The 19854-nt window shown below is 32.6% G+C and carries 18 protein-coding genes; 12 read left to right on the top strand and 6 right to left on the bottom strand.

What is annotated here, in order from left to right:
* Positions 1-288: 288 nt before the first annotated feature.
* The gene (locus BZARG_RS05290) at positions 289-1704 is read right to left on the bottom strand and encodes a S41 family peptidase (RefSeq protein WP_040288043.1); all 1416 of its coding nucleotides are present in this window, start codon (positions 1702-1704) and stop codon (positions 289-291) included.
* A 143-nt stretch (positions 1705-1847) separates the two neighbouring features.
* On the opposite strand from BZARG_RS05290, the gene BZARG_RS05285 reads away from it, so the two are divergent.
* From BZARG_RS05285 to BZARG_RS05270, 4 genes are all read left to right on the top strand, one after another.
* Positions 1848-2357 carry an RNA polymerase sigma factor gene (locus BZARG_RS05285; RefSeq protein ID WP_008636142.1) on the top strand — a complete coding sequence of 170 codons (510 nt, stop codon included), beginning with the start codon at positions 1848-1850 and terminating at the stop codon, positions 2355-2357.
* Entirely contained in the window at positions 2344-2826 is a 483-nt protein-coding gene (locus BZARG_RS05280; RefSeq protein WP_008636085.1) for a hypothetical protein, read from the top strand. The genes BZARG_RS05285 and BZARG_RS05280 overlap by 14 nt, the downstream gene beginning before the upstream one ends.
* An 83-nt stretch (positions 2827-2909) precedes the next feature.
* Positions 2910-3476, top strand: a complete 567-nt coding sequence (locus tag BZARG_RS05275) for a DUF4252 domain-containing protein (RefSeq protein WP_040288051.1) — start codon at positions 2910-2912, stop codon at positions 3474-3476.
* A gap of 9 nt (positions 3477-3485) precedes the next feature.
* Positions 3486-4031, top strand: a complete 546-nt coding sequence (locus BZARG_RS05270; protein ID WP_008636210.1) for a DUF4252 domain-containing protein — start codon at positions 3486-3488, stop codon at positions 4029-4031.
* A gap of 64 nt (positions 4032-4095) precedes the next feature.
* On the opposite strand, the gene BZARG_RS05265 is transcribed toward BZARG_RS05270, so the two are convergent.
* Positions 4096-6690 carry a TonB-dependent receptor gene (locus BZARG_RS05265; protein WP_008636081.1) on the bottom strand — a complete coding sequence of 865 codons (2595 nt, stop codon included), beginning with the start codon at positions 6688-6690 and terminating at the stop codon, positions 4096-4098.
* 38 nt (positions 6691-6728) lie between these two features.
* Positions 6729-7502, bottom strand: coding sequence for a GLPGLI family protein (locus tag BZARG_RS15190; RefSeq protein ID WP_008636182.1), 774 nt, complete (start codon positions 7500-7502; stop codon positions 6729-6731).
* Positions 7503-7977: 475 nt separating this feature from the next.
* On the opposite strand from BZARG_RS15190, the gene BZARG_RS16180 reads away from it, so the two are divergent.
* Entirely contained in the window at positions 7978-8157 is a 180-nt protein-coding gene (locus tag BZARG_RS16180; RefSeq protein WP_040288042.1) for a helix-turn-helix transcriptional regulator, read from the top strand.
* Positions 8158-8439: 282 nt separating this feature from the next.
* Here the strand turns inward: BZARG_RS16180 and purB are convergent, their stop codons facing one another.
* Positions 8440-9783 carry an adenylosuccinate lyase gene (gene purB / locus BZARG_RS05250; RefSeq protein WP_008636094.1) on the bottom strand — a complete coding sequence of 448 codons (1344 nt, stop codon included), beginning with the start codon at positions 9781-9783 and terminating at the stop codon, positions 8440-8442.
* Positions 9784-9909: 126 nt separating this feature from the next.
* Between purB and BZARG_RS05245 the strand changes: the two genes are divergently transcribed.
* The 5 genes from BZARG_RS05245 (at position 9910) to BZARG_RS05220 (ending at position 16590) form a co-directional block, all read left to right on the top strand.
* Positions 9910-10890, top strand: coding sequence for a DUF1028 domain-containing protein (locus BZARG_RS05245; RefSeq protein ID WP_008636244.1), 981 nt, complete (start codon positions 9910-9912; stop codon positions 10888-10890).
* A gap of 585 nt (positions 10891-11475) precedes the next feature.
* Positions 11476-11949, top strand: a complete 474-nt coding sequence (locus tag BZARG_RS05235; protein ID WP_008636219.1) for a heme-binding domain-containing protein — start codon at positions 11476-11478, stop codon at positions 11947-11949.
* A 7-nt stretch (positions 11950-11956) separates the two neighbouring features.
* On the top strand, positions 11957-13189 hold the full coding sequence (locus BZARG_RS05230) for a glycosyltransferase family 4 protein (protein ID WP_008636084.1): 1233 nt from the start codon (positions 11957-11959) through the stop codon (positions 13187-13189).
* Between the two features lie 66 nt (positions 13190-13255).
* Positions 13256-14893, top strand: a complete 1638-nt coding sequence (locus tag BZARG_RS05225; RefSeq protein ID WP_008636151.1) for an ABC-F family ATP-binding cassette domain-containing protein — start codon at positions 13256-13258, stop codon at positions 14891-14893.
* Between the two features lie 131 nt (positions 14894-15024).
* Positions 15025-16590, top strand: coding sequence for a serine hydrolase (locus BZARG_RS05220; protein ID WP_008636241.1), 1566 nt, complete (start codon positions 15025-15027; stop codon positions 16588-16590).
* 4 nt (positions 16591-16594) lie between these two features.
* Here the strand turns inward: BZARG_RS05220 and BZARG_RS05215 are convergent, their stop codons facing one another.
* Positions 16595-17272, bottom strand: a complete 678-nt coding sequence (locus BZARG_RS05215; protein ID WP_008636119.1) for an SIR2 family NAD-dependent protein deacylase — start codon at positions 17270-17272, stop codon at positions 16595-16597.
* A 106-nt stretch (positions 17273-17378) separates the two neighbouring features.
* Between BZARG_RS05215 and BZARG_RS05210 the strand changes: the two genes are divergently transcribed.
* Both BZARG_RS05210 and BZARG_RS05205 read left to right on the top strand, forming a co-directional pair.
* A complete protein-coding gene (locus BZARG_RS05210; protein WP_008636228.1) occupies positions 17379-18584 on the top strand; it encodes a CHRD domain-containing protein in 1206 nt (401 codons plus the stop codon).
* 63 nt (positions 18585-18647) lie between these two features.
* Positions 18648-19310, top strand: coding sequence for a TrmH family RNA methyltransferase (locus BZARG_RS05205; protein WP_040288041.1), 663 nt, complete (start codon positions 18648-18650; stop codon positions 19308-19310).
* A 253-nt stretch (positions 19311-19563) separates the two neighbouring features.
* Here BZARG_RS05205 and BZARG_RS15755 read toward each other — a convergent pair whose 3' ends face one another.
* On the bottom strand, positions 19564-19734 hold the full coding sequence (locus BZARG_RS15755) for a hypothetical protein (RefSeq protein WP_008636110.1): 171 nt from the start codon (positions 19732-19734) through the stop codon (positions 19564-19566).
* Positions 19735-19854 lie beyond the last annotated feature (120 nt).

Raw genomic sequence — 19854 nt, 5'->3', positions numbered from 1 at the left:
ATGCGTTTGCTTAAATTATTAAAGCGGTATTATTAATAATTTAGCGTTTTAATGATTGAAAGCATTTCTCACTTTTAACTAACTAAAATCAAATTTTAAAAAGTAATGTTTAAATCACAGAAAGTTTTGACCTAGAAGTAACTACTGCTTGGGCTATTTTATATAAAAGGTAGGTTTAGAATAGATATTTATGATAAAACCCAGACGTCATGCCTGGGTTTTTTACAAAAAAGCGTAGTTTAATTTTAATAATTTTATGACAAATTTAAATGTCCTGTAATTTCATTTTTACTTATACATTCCAACAGAAACTGGCAGAAAATCAGTTTTATCACCAATAAGATCTAATGCTTTAATAGAAGGAAAGCTCATACGATTACCATTTGAAATCAGTTGTAAAGCAGTAGCTAAAAGTGGTTCGGTTTCATTACCAATAACACCCATATTACCATAATTTTCAGGTAAAGAAATGTTTGGAGTTAGGCCCTGACTGTAATCAGTTACACCTAACGAATTTTTTGTTTTAAAAATTAAAGGCTGCATAGCATATAGGTGAGAAGGATTGGCATTAGCTCTATTAAAATTTGGTGAATCATAAAGTGTTACGGATGCTTGAAACTTTCCAGCGGTTTCCGTACCAATATGAACAACATCCATATAAGGGTCTAAACAATTTATAACAAGTTCGCTTGCCGAAGCGGAGCGCTTGGTAGTTAAAATATAGACTTTATTGAGGGTTAAAATATTTAAAGGGGTACCGCCATCATTATTCGTGAAATAATTGGTAACATCTTCGGTTGATAAAACCGATTGAATATCGCTATTCCATTGTTCTGTACTGAATACTTCACCCGTCTTATTTGCTATCATACTTGATAATAAAATAGCCGTATTAACTGACCCTCCAGAATTGTAACGTAAATCCAATACTAAATTTTGAACATTTTGTGATTTAAATTCTCCGAAAACATCATTTAACTGCGAGTCAAAATCTCTGGTGAATCCATTATACATTAAATAACCCACATTGGCACCTGCTACATTAAAAACCTCCGATTTAAAAATAGGATTTTCTGTGCTTGATGACTTACTTAAAGTAATGCTTTGACCGTTTGAAGTTATGGTATCATCATTAGTTTCAGGAGTTCCCTTGTCATCATAACTAGCTAAATTTATGGAATATGTTGCAGTACTTAATAAGCTGTTATAATTTGATGTGTTTAGTTCTGTTCCATTAATACTATTAAATATCATACCGCGCTCTACACCTTCGTTGCTGGCGTCAGAATTTGGTAGAACATATCCTACATATCCAAATACATTATTGGATCCATTTGGATAGCGCATAAGGCCGAAATCCATTCCGTTGTTTAGGGTTGTGCCACTTAATTGCTCCTCCAATTCAATATAATTTGAAGTTATCCAACTAAACCGATCAACTGTTTGAGGTTGGTATTTTAAATGATTAAATAAATCTTCTGGAGATGAATAACTATTTAAATAAGCTTGATAGTTTCCTGATGCAAAGCGATTGTTAGCTAAATCTGGCACATTATCTTTGTATAAATAATAAGTATTTAAACCGCGCCAGACAAAGCCATTTAAGTCGTTAGTAGGTGTGGGATTGTCGTCCAAATCTTCAGAGCAACCCATAAAAATAGTGGAAACTCCTAAGGCAATCATAAGGTACAAGCGTGTTTTCATAGTAAGTGCGTATTAAATTTTAATTTTTAACTGAATAAAAGTAGTTACTTTATAACAAAATAAAAAATATTTGTAACAATATCGAAATTCATTCGTCGTAATATTAAGTAGCCAGAAACCAACTATGACCAATTAACCGCACTATGACACAGACAGAGTTTTTAAATATTGTCATGCCATTTAAAGATAAAATCTTTCGTTTAGCAAAACGACTACTTGTTTCTAGGGAAGAAGCTGAAGATGCAACTCAAGAAGTTATTTTGAAATTATGGAATAATCAAAAGAAAATAAGCGACTATAAAAATGTAGAAGCTTTCTCCATGACGATGACAAAAAACTTTTGCTTGGATAAATTAAAATCGAAACAAGCGCAGAATTTAAAAATCGTGCATAGTAATTATGAAGACCATAGCGTGTCTCTACAAAAAGGAGTTGAGGTAAAGGATAGTTTAGAATGGGTTGCTAGGATTATGGAAAGTTTACCACAACAACAAAAAATGGTGGTTCAATTACGAGACATTGAACAGTATGAGTTTGATGAAATATCGAAAATGTTGGATATGAGTCCAGCAGCAGTCCGTGTGGCATTGTCTAGAGCTCGTAAAATAATACGTGAAAAATTAACTAATACACATAATTATGGTATTAAATAAAATAGAAAAGTTACTTGAAAAATACGAAAATGCTGAAACGACACTTCAAGAGGAAGCACAGTTAAAGCACTATTTTTCTCAAGAAGATGTGGCATCACATTTGGAAGTGTATAAACCTATGTTTACTTACTTTGCAGTAAATCAGCAAGACGTTTATACAAAAGAAATACCCTTAAAATCGGAATCAGTCTTTAATTATAAATGGATAGCGGTTGCTGCAATAGCAGTGCTTTCAGTAAGCTTTTATTTTAATAAACCGTTTCAACAAGCAGACGATTTAGGAACGTATGATGATCCTATGTTAGCCTATAATGAAGTGGTGAAATCGTTAGAAATGATTTCCATTCAAATGAATAAAGGCGTTGGGAAAGTAGGCTATTTAGATGCTATTAATGAAGGTGTTTCTAAAGTTAACTACTTAAAGGCAATGGGAAACCCAACAGAAAGAATTTTTAAAAATATAAAATAACACAAATGAAATTAATAAATAAAAAGAAACATATCGCTGAAAGTGATAGTAACAAAAATTTTAACAACTCAAAAAATACAATTATGAAAAAGTACACACTAATGTTCGTTTTGGCGCTAATAATGATGCCATTTGCTTCTCAAGCACAAGATATTTTTACTAAATTCAGTGATAACCCAGACGTAACTTATGTTTCTATTAAGCCGAAAATGTTTCAAATGCTGGCGAAAATGGATATTAATACAGACGATCCAGAATCGAAAGAATACATTAGTATGGTTAATAGCATTACTAGTTTTAAAATGATTTCAACTGGAAATAAAAGTATCTCTGATGATGTTGCTAAATGGGTTAAGTCGCGTAAATCGTCACTTGAAGAATTAATGGTAGTGAAGGATGATGGGATGAATATGACGTTTTATGTGCAAGAGGGTCGCGATTCAGATCATGTAAGTGAATTCCTCATGTTCGTAGATGGGCTAGGTGCTATTACAAAAGATATGGACGTGAATATGAATGGTAAAAAACGCGAGTTTGAAACCATAGTCGTTTCTTTAACTGGGGATATTAATTTGAATCAAATTTCAAAATTAACTCAAAAAATGGGTATTCCAGGTGGAAAGCATTTGGAAAATACTAATAAGAAATAAACATTCTGAATGAAAACAGCAATTAAATATACCATTTTCAGTTTGCTAGCGGCTATTTCGCTGGCAAGCTGTAACTCTGGAGAAACGCTGCAAACTTATTTTGTAGATCGCCAGGAGACAATAGATTTCATGTCGGCTGATATTCCAACTTCTATTGTTATAATGGACGAAACTACTTTAACAAAGGAGCAGAAAGCGGCCTATAAATCGGTGCAGCGTTTAAATTTTTTAGGTTACAAAACGACTGAATCCAATTTGGCAACTTATACCACTGAACTTGCAAAAGTTCAAACTATTTTAAGTGATGTGAAGTACACAGAACTTATGGAGTTTAATGATAGCGGTAATAAGATTGTTATAAAATACCTTGGTGATGATGATAGCGCGGAAGAGATAATTGTTTTTGCGAGTTCTAAAGAAACGGGCTTCGGAATTGTTAGAGTTTTAGGTGATAGCATGCGACCAGAAGAAATGGCAACTCTGGTAAGTGCCATTCAGAATACTAATTTTGAGGATTCATCTCAATTAAAAGGGATTATAGATTTCTTTAAATAGAGTAGGTACTCTACGTATACAAAAAAGGCGATCCAAACGGATCGCCTTTTCTTTTAAATAACCTTTAAAGTTTAAATTTAGCTGAAATTAATATGTAGCGCTCTAAAAGTTTCTGACTGTAGGTTGAAGTAGATAAATCGGATGAGTTCGTTTCAATATAACTTTTAGTGTTAAATAAATTACTTACCCGTAAGCTATATTCAATCTTCTTGTTTTTTTGCACGTAATTAAACATTATGTCTGCAAAAAATACGCCTTTACTTTTAGTACTTACATCCGGATTAAAATATTTAGTATCTAAGTGTATCCAAAAATTATCTTGTTTGTACTTGGTGGTAAAATTATTCTGAAATGTAGTAAAAGTAGATTTTTTGTTAGTACTTGAAGCGAATGTATTATTTTGAAAAATAATACTGTTCTCAAAATTTAGATTTTCTTTAAAACCAGTTCTAACATCAAGATTTAAAAACAAGGATTTATTAATATTATCTCTTAACCCCTCATTATTTATACTGTTTTTATAGTTATTTATAGTATATGACGTTTTTAAGTTAAAGGTGGATTTGAAAAAGTGAATATATTTTTCTGTGTCTATTCCAAACCTATAACTCGTATTATTTAATTCTTGAATGCTTGAAATATTAATTGTATTTTCCTCACTTATAAACATGTTATTGAGATAATCAAAGTTTCTTTTTGAGAAATTCACATAAGAATTGAACTGAAATAAATTATAAAAATCATTTATTCTATATCCCAGTGATAAGTTTTCATTTTTAATTAAATTGTAATTAAAATTATTGGCTTGTAAATACCTATTGTTCGTTTGAATTAAGCCAGAGTGTTTTTTAGCAATTTCAGGTGCTTGGTTATTAATGTTGAAATTAATATATACGCTGGATACGTTATTTATTAAATAACGACTTTTAAATGAAGGATTATAAATTATAGTTTTATCTTTATAAATAGAAGCGTTATCAGTGATTTTTATATATGAAAACAACAACCTGTTCTCTAAACTAAACATCCATTTATTTTTTGAAAATTCATAATTCACATCTAAATATAAAGAATTATCATTTTTTAACGTATTGTTGAAATTGGAATAACCTGTAAAGAAGACATTATTACTTGACTCTAAAGTGCTTTTATGATTATAAAAACCTAATGAAGCGGCGTAACTACTACTTTTAACTTTAGAAAGAAATTTGGACTGTATATTAAAGGTGTTTTTTTTGAATTTTATTTGCTGCTGAATAGTATTTTCATCTGTTGGGTTTGTCAAGTTGAAATTTTGGGGAATATTATTGCTAGAGAAATTAGATAAAACTTGGAAAGCTTTATTTTTGTCAATTTTATTGGTGAAATTCAATTCTTGATTTAAAAAAAAGTCCTCACTTTTTTTAACCTCATTAAAAACTTGATTATTATTGGTTGTTAATAATCTTGATTCAACAATGGTATAATCAAGCTTACCTTTTAAGTTTAAAAGTTGATTGGGCTTTAGACTATTAATAATTTCATAATCCAAGACATTAACATTTGGTTTTTTTATTTGATTACTCGCATTTGTTATTATTAAATTGTTAGAGGATAAATTATAGTCAATCTTATTAAAATCTTGTAAAATTAACCTATCACTTAAGTGATTGTAGTTGATTCTGATAGATGTATTTTCTGAAATTTTGCTTAGGGCATTTATACTTCCAAACAGGTTCTTGTTTTCTCCTATATAATTTTCAGGTATAATAGAGTTTAAGTTGTTGGAGTTTAAAAAGTTATCTGCTCTTAATTCTAATTCATTAGCTTTTGATAAATCAAAAGTATTTGATGAAAAATTATAGGGACTCTGATTTTGATTGATGTTATTATAATTTATTAAACCAAATCCTTTAATTTTTTTTGAAACAGAAATCATACTTGATTTTAAGTCATATTTATCTTTTATACCTAGACCTACATCAACTTCTCCTGAAACATCCGTTTTTCCCTTTTTTAATATAAGATTTAATGCAACATCTTCTGTGTTTTCAATTCCTTTAAGTAAAGGGTTTTTCTGATAGTCTTCAATAGCTTCAATCTCTTCAATTATTTCTGGATTAATATTTCGTGTTCCTATTGTATAATTAGCATCAAACAGGTTATCATTATCTAATAACACTCTGGTTACTTGTTTACCTTTAAATCGAATGCTACCATTATCGGCTATGGTTATACCTGGAAGTTTGCTTAATAAATCTTCAATATGACGTTCAGATCCATCCTTAAATTGGTTTGGTCTATAAACTGTGGTATCTTTTTTAACTAATATTGGTTTTTTTGTTTCAATTAAAACTTCATCTAAACTAGATGTTCTTTGAGAAACAGCAATGTTTAATGTATACTTTGGCGCACTTTTAGTATCTAATTTATAAGTTATGGTTTTTGGAAAATAGCCTAACATAGATGTAGTAACAAAAAATTCCGTGTGGTTTTCGGGAATATTTATTTTATAGAAACCTTGGATATCTGTGGAGGTATATGAAAGTATAGTATTGTTATTGTCTTTTATTATTATACTTACAAACTTTACGGGTTCTTTAGTTTCAGCGTCAGTTATAGTTCCAGACAAATTATGTTGTGCATGTGTATAATTTATGCAGAAAAAAAAGAAAACCATAACAAGTATGGCTCTTTTAATATTTATGTAAAAAGAAATCAAGGGTTCTCTGAAAGGTATTTATCACTTATTAATGTTTCTATTATCCTTTTAGGTATGGATATTGTCCCCCCATTGGGGTCTCTAAACCCTTTAAATTCTTCGTGTTTTTTTTCATATTCAATAATATATTCATCCCATGATATAGGTTGTAATTTAATATCTAAATATGGATTAACTATATCTGTTGTTGTTGTTGTTGTTGTGTTAATAGCTATTTTGTTTATGTTCAGTTTTAAAACACCATCATCAGACTCTGCCTCAAGAATTAGTCCTGGTAGTCCATAAAACTTCCAAGGACCCGTTTGAAAAGGTATTTCTGTAGTAAAGTAAGCCGTATAGTTTCTTCCTCTATAATGAACAGTAGCTTGCTGGCAGGAATAGCCTAATATCTCTTTTTTGTTTTCATTAATTTTCCAATTAAAAATATTCATGGAATCTTTAACTAGAAACGGTTTTAAAAAAATTCTTTCTATACTATAAATGTACTTTGATTGATTATCCTTATATATTATTGGATTTTGCTTTACTTTTACAGCGAGTGCAGATCCGCCATCAACTCCGGCTTCTTCCTCAATAAAGTTTAAGTTTCCAACAAAATCCATCTCGTAATGTGACTCAAACGCATTTGCAGTAAGTCTAGAATTAACTGTGGTAGCAGACGGTAATATTTCGTGTTTTATGGTATAGGTATAATCCGCAACTAAATTATTTTCTTGCGCATGCGCATTCGAAAAGTTAACAATCAGAATTAATATAAATAACATTCTCATATTTTTATTTTTTTTAAAATAAGCGAAGATTTTCTTTTATATAAAACCTTTGCAAACTTGATTAACATCTATATTATTTCACATTTATTTCCATAAACTGATTGGATATATTGCCCAGCCAACTTGCGAGCATTTGCCGAAGCAACTGCTTCAGTAGCGCCATAACTAATAATACCACCCCATTGGCATTACCTTATTGGAAATCTTTATTTTAGATGTGTGAAAATCAAAATCTGCCGAAAATGCTAAAATTTATTATTTCATTTACTTCTAATGTTTCCAAATCAGAAAACTTAATGTCATTTTTAGTGTTTGTAAATGAAAATAGCGCAATCCATAGGGCAAATAAAAAAATAATTTTGTTAATAATTGATTAATAGGTTTTTGCAAAAAAATCCTAAATCAAATATGAGTCTAAATATTACATTTTCCAATTAAATAATTAATTTTTTCATTAAAAATTTAATAACTAGAAATGGGTATCGACGAAAGTATTAAAAAAATAAGACTAAAAAATAATCTTTTTCAAGAAGACCTCGCTGATAAATTATTTATATCTCAGGCTACATTAAGTAATATAGAAGCTAGTAAAATCTGTTCCAGATGTTATCTTACTGCAACAAATTGCAGATGTTTTAGAAGTAACCTTCAATGACATAATTGACTCAAAAAAAATACCGGTACATAAGAATCTAAATGATGGGCTAGGTTATGCAGAATTTTTAAATCAACTATCAGATAGTTTAATAAAACAATTTGAATTTAGAATTGTTGAAAAAGATAAAGAGATGGAGTATTTGAAAATAAAAATAGAAAAATTTGAGAATTATTTATTAAAATAAAAAAAGTAAAAGGCTTCTAAATTTTAGAAGCCTTTTACTTTTAATGCCTATTTTATTTTGATATAGAGTAGTTTTAAGGATCTACCAGCTGGTCCTTAAATTCCTGTATAATTACTCGGTGTAATTGCTTTTAATTCTGTCTTAACGTCATTAGAAACTTCCAGTGTATCAATGAAATTTGAAATAGATTGCTGATTAATCTTTTCATTTGTACGTGTTAAACCTTTTAAAGCTTCATAAGGGTTAGTATATCCTTCACGGCGCAAAATAGTTTGAATAGCTTCAGCTACAACGGCCCAGTTGTTTTCTAGATCTTCAGCAAATTTACTTTCGTTTAAAAGTAATTTATTTAAGCCTTTTAAGGTCGATTTAAAACCAATAATAGTATGTCCAAAAGGAACACCCACATTTCGTAAAACCGTACTATCTGTTAAGTCTCGCTGTAATCTTGAAATAGGTAATTTTGCTGATAAATGCTCGAAAATAGCATTTGCAAGTCCTAAATTTCCTTCACTATTTTCAAAATCAATAGGGTTTACTTTATGTGGCATAGCCGAGCTTCCAACTTCTCCTTCTTTAATGCTTTGCTTGAAGTAATCCATAGACACATATGTCCAGATATCACGATTCAAATCAATTATAATGGTGTTAATGCGCTTCAAATTATCAAATAAAGCTGCCATGTGATCGTAATGCTCAATTTGAGTTGTTGGGAACGAGTGGTGTAAGCCTAATTTTTCCTGAACAAATTTACCACCAAAAGCTTTCCAGTCAATTTGCGGATATGCGACATGATGGGCGTTAAAGTTTCCTGTTGCACCACCAAATTTAGCCGCACTAGGAATATCATTTAATAAATCAAATTGCGCTTCCAAACGGGTTACGAATACCTGAATTTCCTTTCCTAATCGTGTAGGAGATGCTGGCTGACCATGTGTTCTTGCTAGCATGGAAATCGATTTCCAATCTTCAGTAAGCGTTTTTAGTTTCTCTAAAACCTCAAAATATTCAGGAACATACACATCATTCATAGCTTCCTTAATACTTAGAGGAATAGAGGTGTTATTAATATCTTGAGAGGTTAATCCGAAATGAATAAATTCTTTAAATTTCGAAATATTCAATGTGTCAAATTTATCTTTTATAAAATACTCAACCGCTTTGACATCGTGATTGGTTACTTTTTCAATATCCTTAATCGCAGAGGCATCAATAGAGGTGAAGTTCTTGTATACTGCGCGTAAATCATCAAACAAGGTGTTGTCGAAATCTACTAATTGTGGTAGTGGAATTTCGCAAAGTGCGATAAAATATTCGATTTCTACTTGTACACGATATTTAATTAAAGCTTCTTCAGAAAAATAAGGTGCTAATTTTTCAACTTTATCGCGGTAACGACCATCAATAGGTGAAATGGCATTTAATGAGGATATAGACATGATTGTTGTTGTGTTTTAAAAGAGGCGAAGATACGGATTTTAACCAAAATCCGATGTCATTTATTTTATGTTTTTGAATTGATAAGGCATATTTTATGTATATTTAAAAGTCTTTAAATTTTAATTATGAATCGTTTATTAATTATTAGTGCTTTTTTAATTTTTCAAATTACCTATTCTCAATTTTATAAAAAGTCAGAACCTTTTATACATACCTATTCTATAGTTGCTCGCGATTCTGTAACAGGAGAAATGGGCGTTGCAGTCCAATCACATTGGTTTAGCGTTGGTAGTCTTGCTATTTATGGAGAAGCTGGGGTTGGGGTTGTTGCTACCCAAGCCATGGTGGACCCTAGTTATGGACCCAAAGGTCTGGTGCTTATGAAACAGGGCATGATGCCACAAGAGGCTTTAAATAAATTACTAAATGGAGATAATGGATCGATGTTTCGACAAGTGGCTTTTTTAAATAAAAACGGCGATGTGGCAGCACATACCGGAAGTTCCTGTATTGATGAAGCTGGTCATTTTATCGGTAAAAACTTTTCAGTACAAGCTAATATGATGTTGAAAAATACCGTTTGGGATGCCATGGCACAGGCGTTTCAAACATCTAAAGGAACATTAAGCGAACGTATTCTGGCGGCAATGAAAGCTGCAGAAGCTGAAAAAGGTGATATTCGTGGTAAACAATCGGCTGCTATTTTAATTGTTAAACCTGAAGCTTCAGGGAATAAATGGGAGGATACCGTTATGGATTTGCGTGTTGAAGATAACGAAAACCCAATAGTTGAATTGGAGCGATTAATGACAATTCATCGTGCTTACAATTTTATGAGTAAAGGGGATATAGCAATGGAAGAAGGTGATTCCATGGCAGCCGAGCGCCACTATTTAATGGCGCAACAGCTTTTTCCAGATAATTTAGAAATGCAATATTGGTATGCTATTAATTTAATCACTAATAAAGATTTTGATAAAGCAAAGCCCATTTTAAAACGCGTTTTTAAAGCCGATTCTAATTGGAAAATATTAACGCAACGATTAGTGAAAGTAAATATGTTAATTATTTCTGAAGCCGATTTAGAGACAGTTCTTGACCTTTAATTTTTTAAAATATATTTAGTACCTGTTTAAAAACCAGAGCTTTGCATTTGATAACCCCTTTGTAAAATCAAGACTAATTCGGGATAAATCCAATCATAATCGGTTCCAAAAGGGTATAGTGTATTCATGGCATAAGCTTTTGGTGCAATTTTCGCGTTCGTAATTATATTATCAAAACAAACTTGAATATACATTCTTGATAAACAGGTTTTAAGTGCTTTTGAATTGCATTTGGTACTTTGGAATAATAGGCTTTTGCTAAATACTCGCAATTTTTTAATGCTGGTCTAACGGCGGGATCCAAATGAATTTCATGTAACTTGTTTTTACATATATCTAAATGTGGAAAGAGCTCTTCTAGATTCTTTGTGCAGATAAACTCCAAGCCCAAGCGGCTCGATAGGGGATTTTATCATTTACTCTAAATATAACATCTAAAGTCTTCGGGGTTAAATTTGACTTTTTAATGAGAAGGTTGACACATTCTAATCGTTTCTCACGTGTATGATCTACAGATTTTAAATCCGCATAGAGCCGTGTTATAGTCACCTGTTTTTCCTATTTTTGAATATTAAAACTACTAAAATGAAAATAATTAAGAAGGTCATACTACTTTTATTGTTCGTGTTTATAATAGCGCAGTTTTTTAGGCCTGAAAAAAACGAAGGTGATTTGACATCTGTTGAGCCATTTTTGCTAAACACTCTTGCAACAGAAGAAGTATCGGTTATTTTAAAAGAAAGTTGTTTTGATTGCCACAGTAATTACACGCGTTATCCTTGGTATAATAATATTACACCATTAAATTATTGGTTAGCTGAACACGTTAACGATGGGAAGAAGCATTTTAATATATCGCTTTGGAGTGATCATTCCGTGAAAAAGAAAGATCATAAATTAGAAGAATTAATAGAAATGGTTGAAACGAAGGAAATGCCATTAGACTCTTATTTATGGACGCATAGTGAGGCCAGTTTAACCGATGAACAAAGAATCAGTGTGGTTAATTGGGCCAAGCAGATGCGTATTATATATGGATTAGCTCCTAGGCCTCAATAAATATTTTATGCTAAAAAAACTACTAATAATTGGTTCTGTCTGGCCAGAGCCAAAAAGTTCAGCTGCAGGAACGCGGATGTTGCAATTAATGACTCTTTTTCTGTCTGAAAATTATAAGATTACTTTTGCAACAGCAACATCAAAAACTGAAGATGCTTTCGATTTAGCAACGCTTGGAATCCCTGAAGTGGCAATTACCTTAAACGATGCTTCTTTTGATGATTTTATAAAAGCCGAGAATCCTGATATTGTTCTATTCGATCGTTTTTTAACTGAAGAACAATTTGGTTGGCGTGTGGCGGAACATTGTCCAAATGCATTACGATTATTGGACACCGAGGATTTACACGGTTTACGAAAAGCACGAGAGCTAGCTTTTAAAGCTCAAGATGCTGATTTTAAAAAGTATCTTGTAAACGCCACTTCAAAACGTGAAATTGCTAGTATTTATAGATGCGATTTAAGCCTTATTATTTCCGAAGCAGAAATGGATTTACTCCACCATTACTTTAAAGTCGATGTTACTTTATTACATTATTTACCATTTTTATTAGAGCCGATTTCGGAAAAAACGATTAAAGAATCACCAGATTTTAATTCGAGAGGCAATTTTATTACCATTGGAAACTTTTTTCACAAACCCAATTATCAATCGGTTTTATATCTAAAAGAAGTCATTTGGCCAGGCATTAGTAAGCAATTACCAAAAGCAGAACTTCATATTTACGGCGCTTATGCGAGTCAGAAAGTCACGCAATTACATAATCCAAAAGCAGGTTTTTTAGTAAAAGGATTTGCAGACAATGTTCATGAAGTTATGCAGCAATCGCGAGTTTGTTTAGCGCCTTTACAGTTTGGTGCCGGATTAAAGGGTAAATTAATTGATGCCATGCTTAACGGAACGCCGTGTGCTATGTCTAAAATTGCAGCCGAAGGGATGTTTGGTGATTTAGAGCCAAATGGTTTTATTTTCGATGATCCAGATAGTTTTATTGAAAAAGCTGTAGAACTTTATACAGATGAATCTACATGGAAGACCAAACAGGAAAATGGTTTTCAAACTATCAATAAGCGATTCGATAAAGAATTGTATGAAAGGAGTTTTATTGAAATAGTTGATAAGATCAAGTCAGATTTACATACCCACCGAGAAAATAATTTTACCGGTCAAATGCTGCAACACCATTCACTGCAGAGTACAAAATTTATGAGTAAGTGGATTGAGCTTAAAAATAAATAAGCAGATTCATAATATTTTCCATAATCCAAGCGCTTTTTCATAGCTTTGCGGCATTAAAAACAAGCCATGATTTCAGTAGATAATTTAGCAGTTGAGTTTAGCGGACATACCTTATTCAGTGACGTGTCGTTTACCATTAATGAAAATGATAAAATTGCCTTAATGGGTAAAAACGGTGCAGGAAAATCTACCATGATGAAAATCGTTGCGGGTGTTCAAAAAGGGACTCGGGGCCATGTACGTTTCCCTAAAGATGCGGTTATTGCTTATTTACCACAGCACCTGCTCACAGAGGATGATTGTACTGTTTTTGAAGAAGCATCCAAAGCATTTGCTCATATTTTTGAAATGCGTGATGAAATGGATGCGCTGAATAAAGCCTTGGAGACTCGAACGGATTACGAGTCTGATGAATACATGAATATCATCACCAAGGTTTCCGATTTAGGTGAAAAATACTACGCATTAGAAGACGTGAATTACGACGCTGAAATAGAAAAAGCATTAGGTGGTTTAGGTTTTAAACGATCTGATTTTACGAGACAAACTAGCGAATTTAGTGGTGGTTACCGTATGCGAATCGAATTGGCTAAAATGCTACTTCAGAAACCAGATTTAATTTTATTGGATGAACCCACTAACCATATTGATATTGAATCGGTTATTTGGTTGGAGGATTTTTTACTGAATAAAGCTAATGCCGTGATGGTTATTTCTCACGATAAAGCATTTATTGACAATATCACCAATCGCACGATTGAAGTGACAATGGGTCGCATTTACGATTATAAAGCCAATTATACACACTATTTACAACTCCGAGAAGATCGGCGCATTCATCAAATTAAAGCATATAAAGAACAGCAACGTTTTATTGCCGATAATATGGTTTTTATTGATCGTTTTAAAGGAACCTTTTCTAAAACAAACCAAGTCAATTCTCGTGAGCGCATGCTTGAAAAGCTAGAAATTATAGAAGTAGATGATTTGGATACATCGGCTTTGAAATTACGATTTCCAGCCGCACAACGATCAGGCGATTATCCGGTTACCATAAAAGATTTATCAAAGTCGTATGATGATGTTGTGGTATTTAAAAATGCCAATATGTCTATTTCCAGAGGTGAAAAAGTATCTTTTGTCGGACGGAATGGTGAAGGAAAATCAACCATGATAAAAGCCATAATGGGTGAAATTGAGGTGGATGGGCAATCTACATTAGGGCATAATGTAAAAGTTGGATATTTTGCTCAAAATCAAGCGTCTTTATTGGATGAGGATTTAACCATATTTCAAACGGTTGATGAAGTGGCACAAGGCGATGTTCGAACTCAAATAAAAAATATTCTCGGCGGATTTATGTTTAGAGGGGACGATATTGATAAAAAAGTAAGTGTTTTATCGGGAGGAGAAAAAACACGTTTGGCTATGGTTAAATTGTTATTGGAACCTGTAAACTTGTTAATTCTGGATGAGCCAACAAACCATTTGGATTTAAAAAGTAAAGACGTTTTAAAAGAAGCGCTTATGGATTTTGATGGGACGCTTATATTAGTATCCCACGATCGTGATTTCCTTCAAGGTTTATCACAAAAAGTTTTCGAATTTAAAGACCAACGCGTCATTGAGCATTTTGAAACAATTGATGATTTCTTAATCCGAAATCGTATGGAAAACTTGAAGCAAATAGATTTAAAAAAATAGTTGAACCGTCAGCGTTAAATCATTTTCATTTATAAATTTAAGGTATATTTTGCTTTATAATTAGTGTGAATAGGAATTTCTTGGGTAAATAATTACCTTTCAAGTTCAATTATCTACACACTTCTATAATTATGAACAATACGGCGATTAAGAACATATTTATACTGCTATTTGTTGCAGTTTTAGCAATTCCACTTCAAGCTCAAGTTTCACCCAAGCAAATTGATTCCATTGTTAATTATGCCATGTCTAAATTTAATGTAGCTGGTAGTGCAGTGGCTGTAGTAAAAGATGGTAAAATTTTGCATGAAAAAGGTTATGGCGTTAAATCAATTGACACAAAAGAACCGGTTGATGCGCATACCAATTTTGCTATTGCATCCAATAGTAAGGCCTTTACATCGGTAGCTTTAGCGATGTTAGTTGAAGAAGGAATAATTAATTGGGAAGATAAAGTAAAAACACATATTCCCGAATTTACCATGTATAATGAGTATGTGGAGGAGAATTTTAATATTATTGATTTGTTAACCCATAGAAGTGGATTGGGACTGGGCGCTGGCGATTTGATGTTATTTCCGCAAGGTTCCGATTTTACAATTGATGATATTTTAGCCAACTTCCAACATTTTAAACCACAATCTGCTTTTCGTACTAAATGGGATTATGATAACTTACTCTATTTAGTAGCTGGTGAAATTATTGCTAGAAAAAGCGGCATGACTTGGGAAGCTTTTATAAATTCTCGAATTTTTAAACCTTTAGGAATGGATAATTCCTATACCTCATTATCTGAAATTACCGATACGAGCAACCTGTCAGCGTCGCACTCTACGGAAATAGGTGGCTTGCGTATTATTGAAACATTTGAAGATATGATAAATGGTGCTGCGGGTGGAATTTTCTCTAATGTGCACGATTTATCAGCTTGGATGTTGGTCCAATTGCATTCTGGTAAATATGGCGAAGGCCTTAAAGAGGAATTGTTTTCTGAAACCAATCATTACGAGATGTGGAAAATTCACACAATAACGGATGCAAATACGAATCCACGATATAATAGTCATTTTGCGGGCTATGGGTTAGGCTGGTTCCTATCCGATGTAAAAGGCAATATGCAGGTGGAGCATACAGGTGGTTTACCGGGTATGTTATCAAAAACTGTTATGATTCCCGATCTAGATTTAGGTATTATTGTACTTACAAACACCAGTAACGATGGCGGAGGAATGTTCTCGGCTATTACGCAGTCTATTATCGATATGTATTTAGAGCTTGACGACTTTAAATGGACAGATAAATATGCAGAGTATATGAAATCTAATCAAAGTGAAGCAGATGTAGTCGTTGAGAAAGTTTGGGAAATTGTTTTAGAAAATAAACAATCTAAAGTGAAATATAAAAACTATATCGGTATTTATGAAGACGTATGGTTTGGAAAAATGGAGGTCTTTATAAAAAACAAACAATTGTGGATTAAAAGTCACAGATCACCATTATTAACGGGGCCGTTGCAGTTTTATAAAGATGAAACCCTCGCAGTAAAATGGGAATATCAAGATATGAATGCAGACGCTTTCACCATGTTTACGGTCGATGAAAAAGGAAAAGCAACTGGTTTTACTATGAAAGGTATTTCACCAAATATTGATTTTAGTTACGATTTTCAGGATTTGGATTTAAAACGCATTGATTAGAAAATTAGGATAAATAGTTGTCAATTACTTTTTTGACACCAACAGTAGCAGTTTCTTCTACAACAGTTATGTTTTTCTGATTTAGTAATGCTGGTTTAGGATCAATAAAATAGACAGGTGTATTTTCGGGAACATAATGCATTAAACTAGCAGCAGGGTAAACTTGCATACTCGTACCGATTATGATTAAAATATCGGCAGTTGCGCAAATTTCCATGGCTTTGTCCATCATTGGGACCGCTTCACCGAACCATACAATATGCGGGCGCATTTGATAACCACTTTGGCACATATCACCAAAGTTAATGTCCGTTTTGCAATCTACAACAGACTCTTCATTAAACGTGCTTCGCGCTTTTAAAAGTTCACCATGTAGGTGAATAACATTTTTGCTGCCAGCGCGTTCGTGCAAATCGTCAACGTTTTGAGTAATAATGGTTACGTTATAATCTTTTTCTAATGTTGCTAAATCAATATGAGCTTGATTCGGTTTTACCGTTAAAAGTTGTTTTCGTCGTTGGTTATAAAAACCTAAAACCAATTCAGGATTCATACGAAAACCTTGTGGTGATGCTACTTCCATAACATCATGACCTTCCCATAAACCATCCGCATCGCGAAATGTTTTAATCCCACTTTCTGCACTCACACCAGCACCTGATAATACTACAATATGTTTCATAGACGTTAAAAATATGAAATTGTATACGATAATCATATTATAATACGTTTCCGTTTTCAGGTATAGGTATATATTGTAAATTTATGGCAGATATAAAAACGTATTTATGAAACAGTCCATTTTAGTACTTATGAGTATTTTTTCATTTTTCGTTTTGGCGAACTGCGCTAGCGATGATAATATTACCCGTTTAGAAACCAGTTTAATTTCCACAACTTACGACTTGAATCCAGTTAGCGATCCGAGTGTAATTGGTGAAGCTCGAATTATTAAAAACGAAGACGCTTCTATTACCGTTAAAATTAAATTATCTGGTACGTTGGCGGGACAAAATCACCCTGCGAGTTTACGATTGAATACATCTGCGGAAGGTGGTGCCGTAAGTGTAAGTCTAACAGCTTTAAATGGGGAGACAGGAAGAAGCGATACAACGTTTAATACCCTAGATGACGGTACAGATATTACCTATGAAGAACTACTTGATTTTGATGGTTATATTGATGTTAGATTAAACAACGATACGCCAGCAATGATTTTAGCAGATGGTGATATTGGGCAGAATGAATTGATAGGTGTCTCAAAAACTTACGGATTAAACGCCCTCGATGTTCCTGGCATTAGTGGAACAGCTAAATTTTCACAACGTAAAAATGGGGAAGCTTTAGCACGTATAGAATTAGTTAATACTATTCCGGGCGAAGAACATCCTGCTCATATTCATATCAATACCGCACTTGAAGGAGGTGTTATTGCATTAACTTTCAATCCTATAAATGGCGATACGGGCTTAAGTCGCACTAATATCTCGACTTTAGATGATGCAACTCCGATTAATTTCACCGATTTGATGGATTTTGATGGCTATATTAACGTTCACTTAAGTACAACAGATTTAGGAACTATTATTTCTCAAGGAGATATTGGTGTCAATGGTTTAACTGGGGACTCTGTAGTTTATGATTTGAGTGAGGTAGCGCCATCAGGAAAGTACGGAACTGCAACATTTTTTGAACGTGAAAATGGGAATGCTTTAGCGGTTCTAGAAATTGAAAACACCATTGTAGGCGATTCACATCCTGCACATATTCATGCTAATGATTTGGCAACAACAGGTGGTATTCTGTTTACATTTAATCCAGTTTATGGCGATACAGGAACGAGTAAAACCAATGTTATTCAGTTAGATGATGCCACGCCATTTGGATATCAAGATGTATTGAATATAAACGGATATATTAACGTGCACGAAAGCGCTAGCAATCTAGGAACCATTATTGCTCAAGGTGATATTGGTGTGAATGTGGAGGATTAAAAAATTAATTAGATTTGAACCCTAGAAACCTGATGTGACGTCAGGTTTTTTATTTTACTATATATGATTGATATACAACTACTAGAACATTTGGAAGAGTTTTTAACGGATAAAAGGCGTGAAAAATTTAACAAAGTACTCTCTGGACGCACTAAACATTTTACCGTTGCTACTGAAGATGTGTATCAGCTTCATAACACCAGTGCTGTTATGCGTAGTTGTGATGTATTTGGAATTCAAGAAGTTCATATTGTGGAAGAGGTAAACAGCAAAAGCATAGACGGTGAAATTGCTATGGGTGCACAAAAATGGGTGGATTTAAATCGGCACCATCATGTTAAGGATGCACTAAAAAGTTTAAAAGAGGAAGGTTATCAAATTGTCGCTACCACGCCACATACCAACGATTGTTTGTTACATGAGTTTGATGTGACTAAAAAATCTTGTTTTTTCTTCGGAAGGGAAACGGAAGGTTTATCGCAGGACGTCTTGGATTCAGCAGATTGCTTCTTAAAAATCCCGATGACTGGTTTTACGGAGAGCTTGAATATTTCTGTTTCTGCTGCTATTATTCTTCAGGATGTTACAACGAAATTAAAACAAACGGATATTGCTTGGCAATTAACGGAAAATGAAAAGCTAGAGAAACGTTTGGATTGGATTAAAAAGACCGTTAAAAGTTATGATCAGATTGTGGAGCGGTATTATGAAAGTAATCCTAAATAGGTGATAAAACCGTTACGTTCAATGAAATCATAAGCATGAATAATTTTCGCAATTTTAGTTAATATTCGGCTTGGATATGTTCTCCATTTAAAATTCACCAATCACACGTTAAGAAGTAAAGAGCTGGAATTATTTTTATACGCAGGTTTACTTCTGTCTATTGTTTAAACTATAGGATTACATTTCTTTTTCCAAATTTTAGTGCCTGCGTATATTCAATCACCGTTCTATTTCTTTATTTATTATTGAATTACTACTTTTTACTTTTGAAAATTTTAAAAATAAGCGAAGTATTAATAATAAATGCAGGAATAATAAAAACATCTTTAACGGTGTTTACTCCAAGTATATCATATTGTAAAAAAATCATGGCTAAAAGAATAATAATTGTAGAAATTATTAAACCTGTTTTTATGTAATTCATATGTGGTTTGTTTTAAATTCAGTTTCGCTATTTTTTTAACTCATTAAATTATTAGTCATAATTCAATGTTTTGGTGCTTTCCATTTAGTTTGCTCATAAATCACAATAGTGGCTTAGTCA

This window comes from Bizionia argentinensis JUB59 (genome assembly GCF_000224335.1).
Classification (GTDB): Bacteria; Bacteroidota; Bacteroidia; order Flavobacteriales; family Flavobacteriaceae; genus Algorimicrobium; species Algorimicrobium argentinense.
The sequence above is the reverse complement of the archived record's forward strand: the minus strand, read 5'-3'. Positions and strand labels throughout refer to the sequence as shown.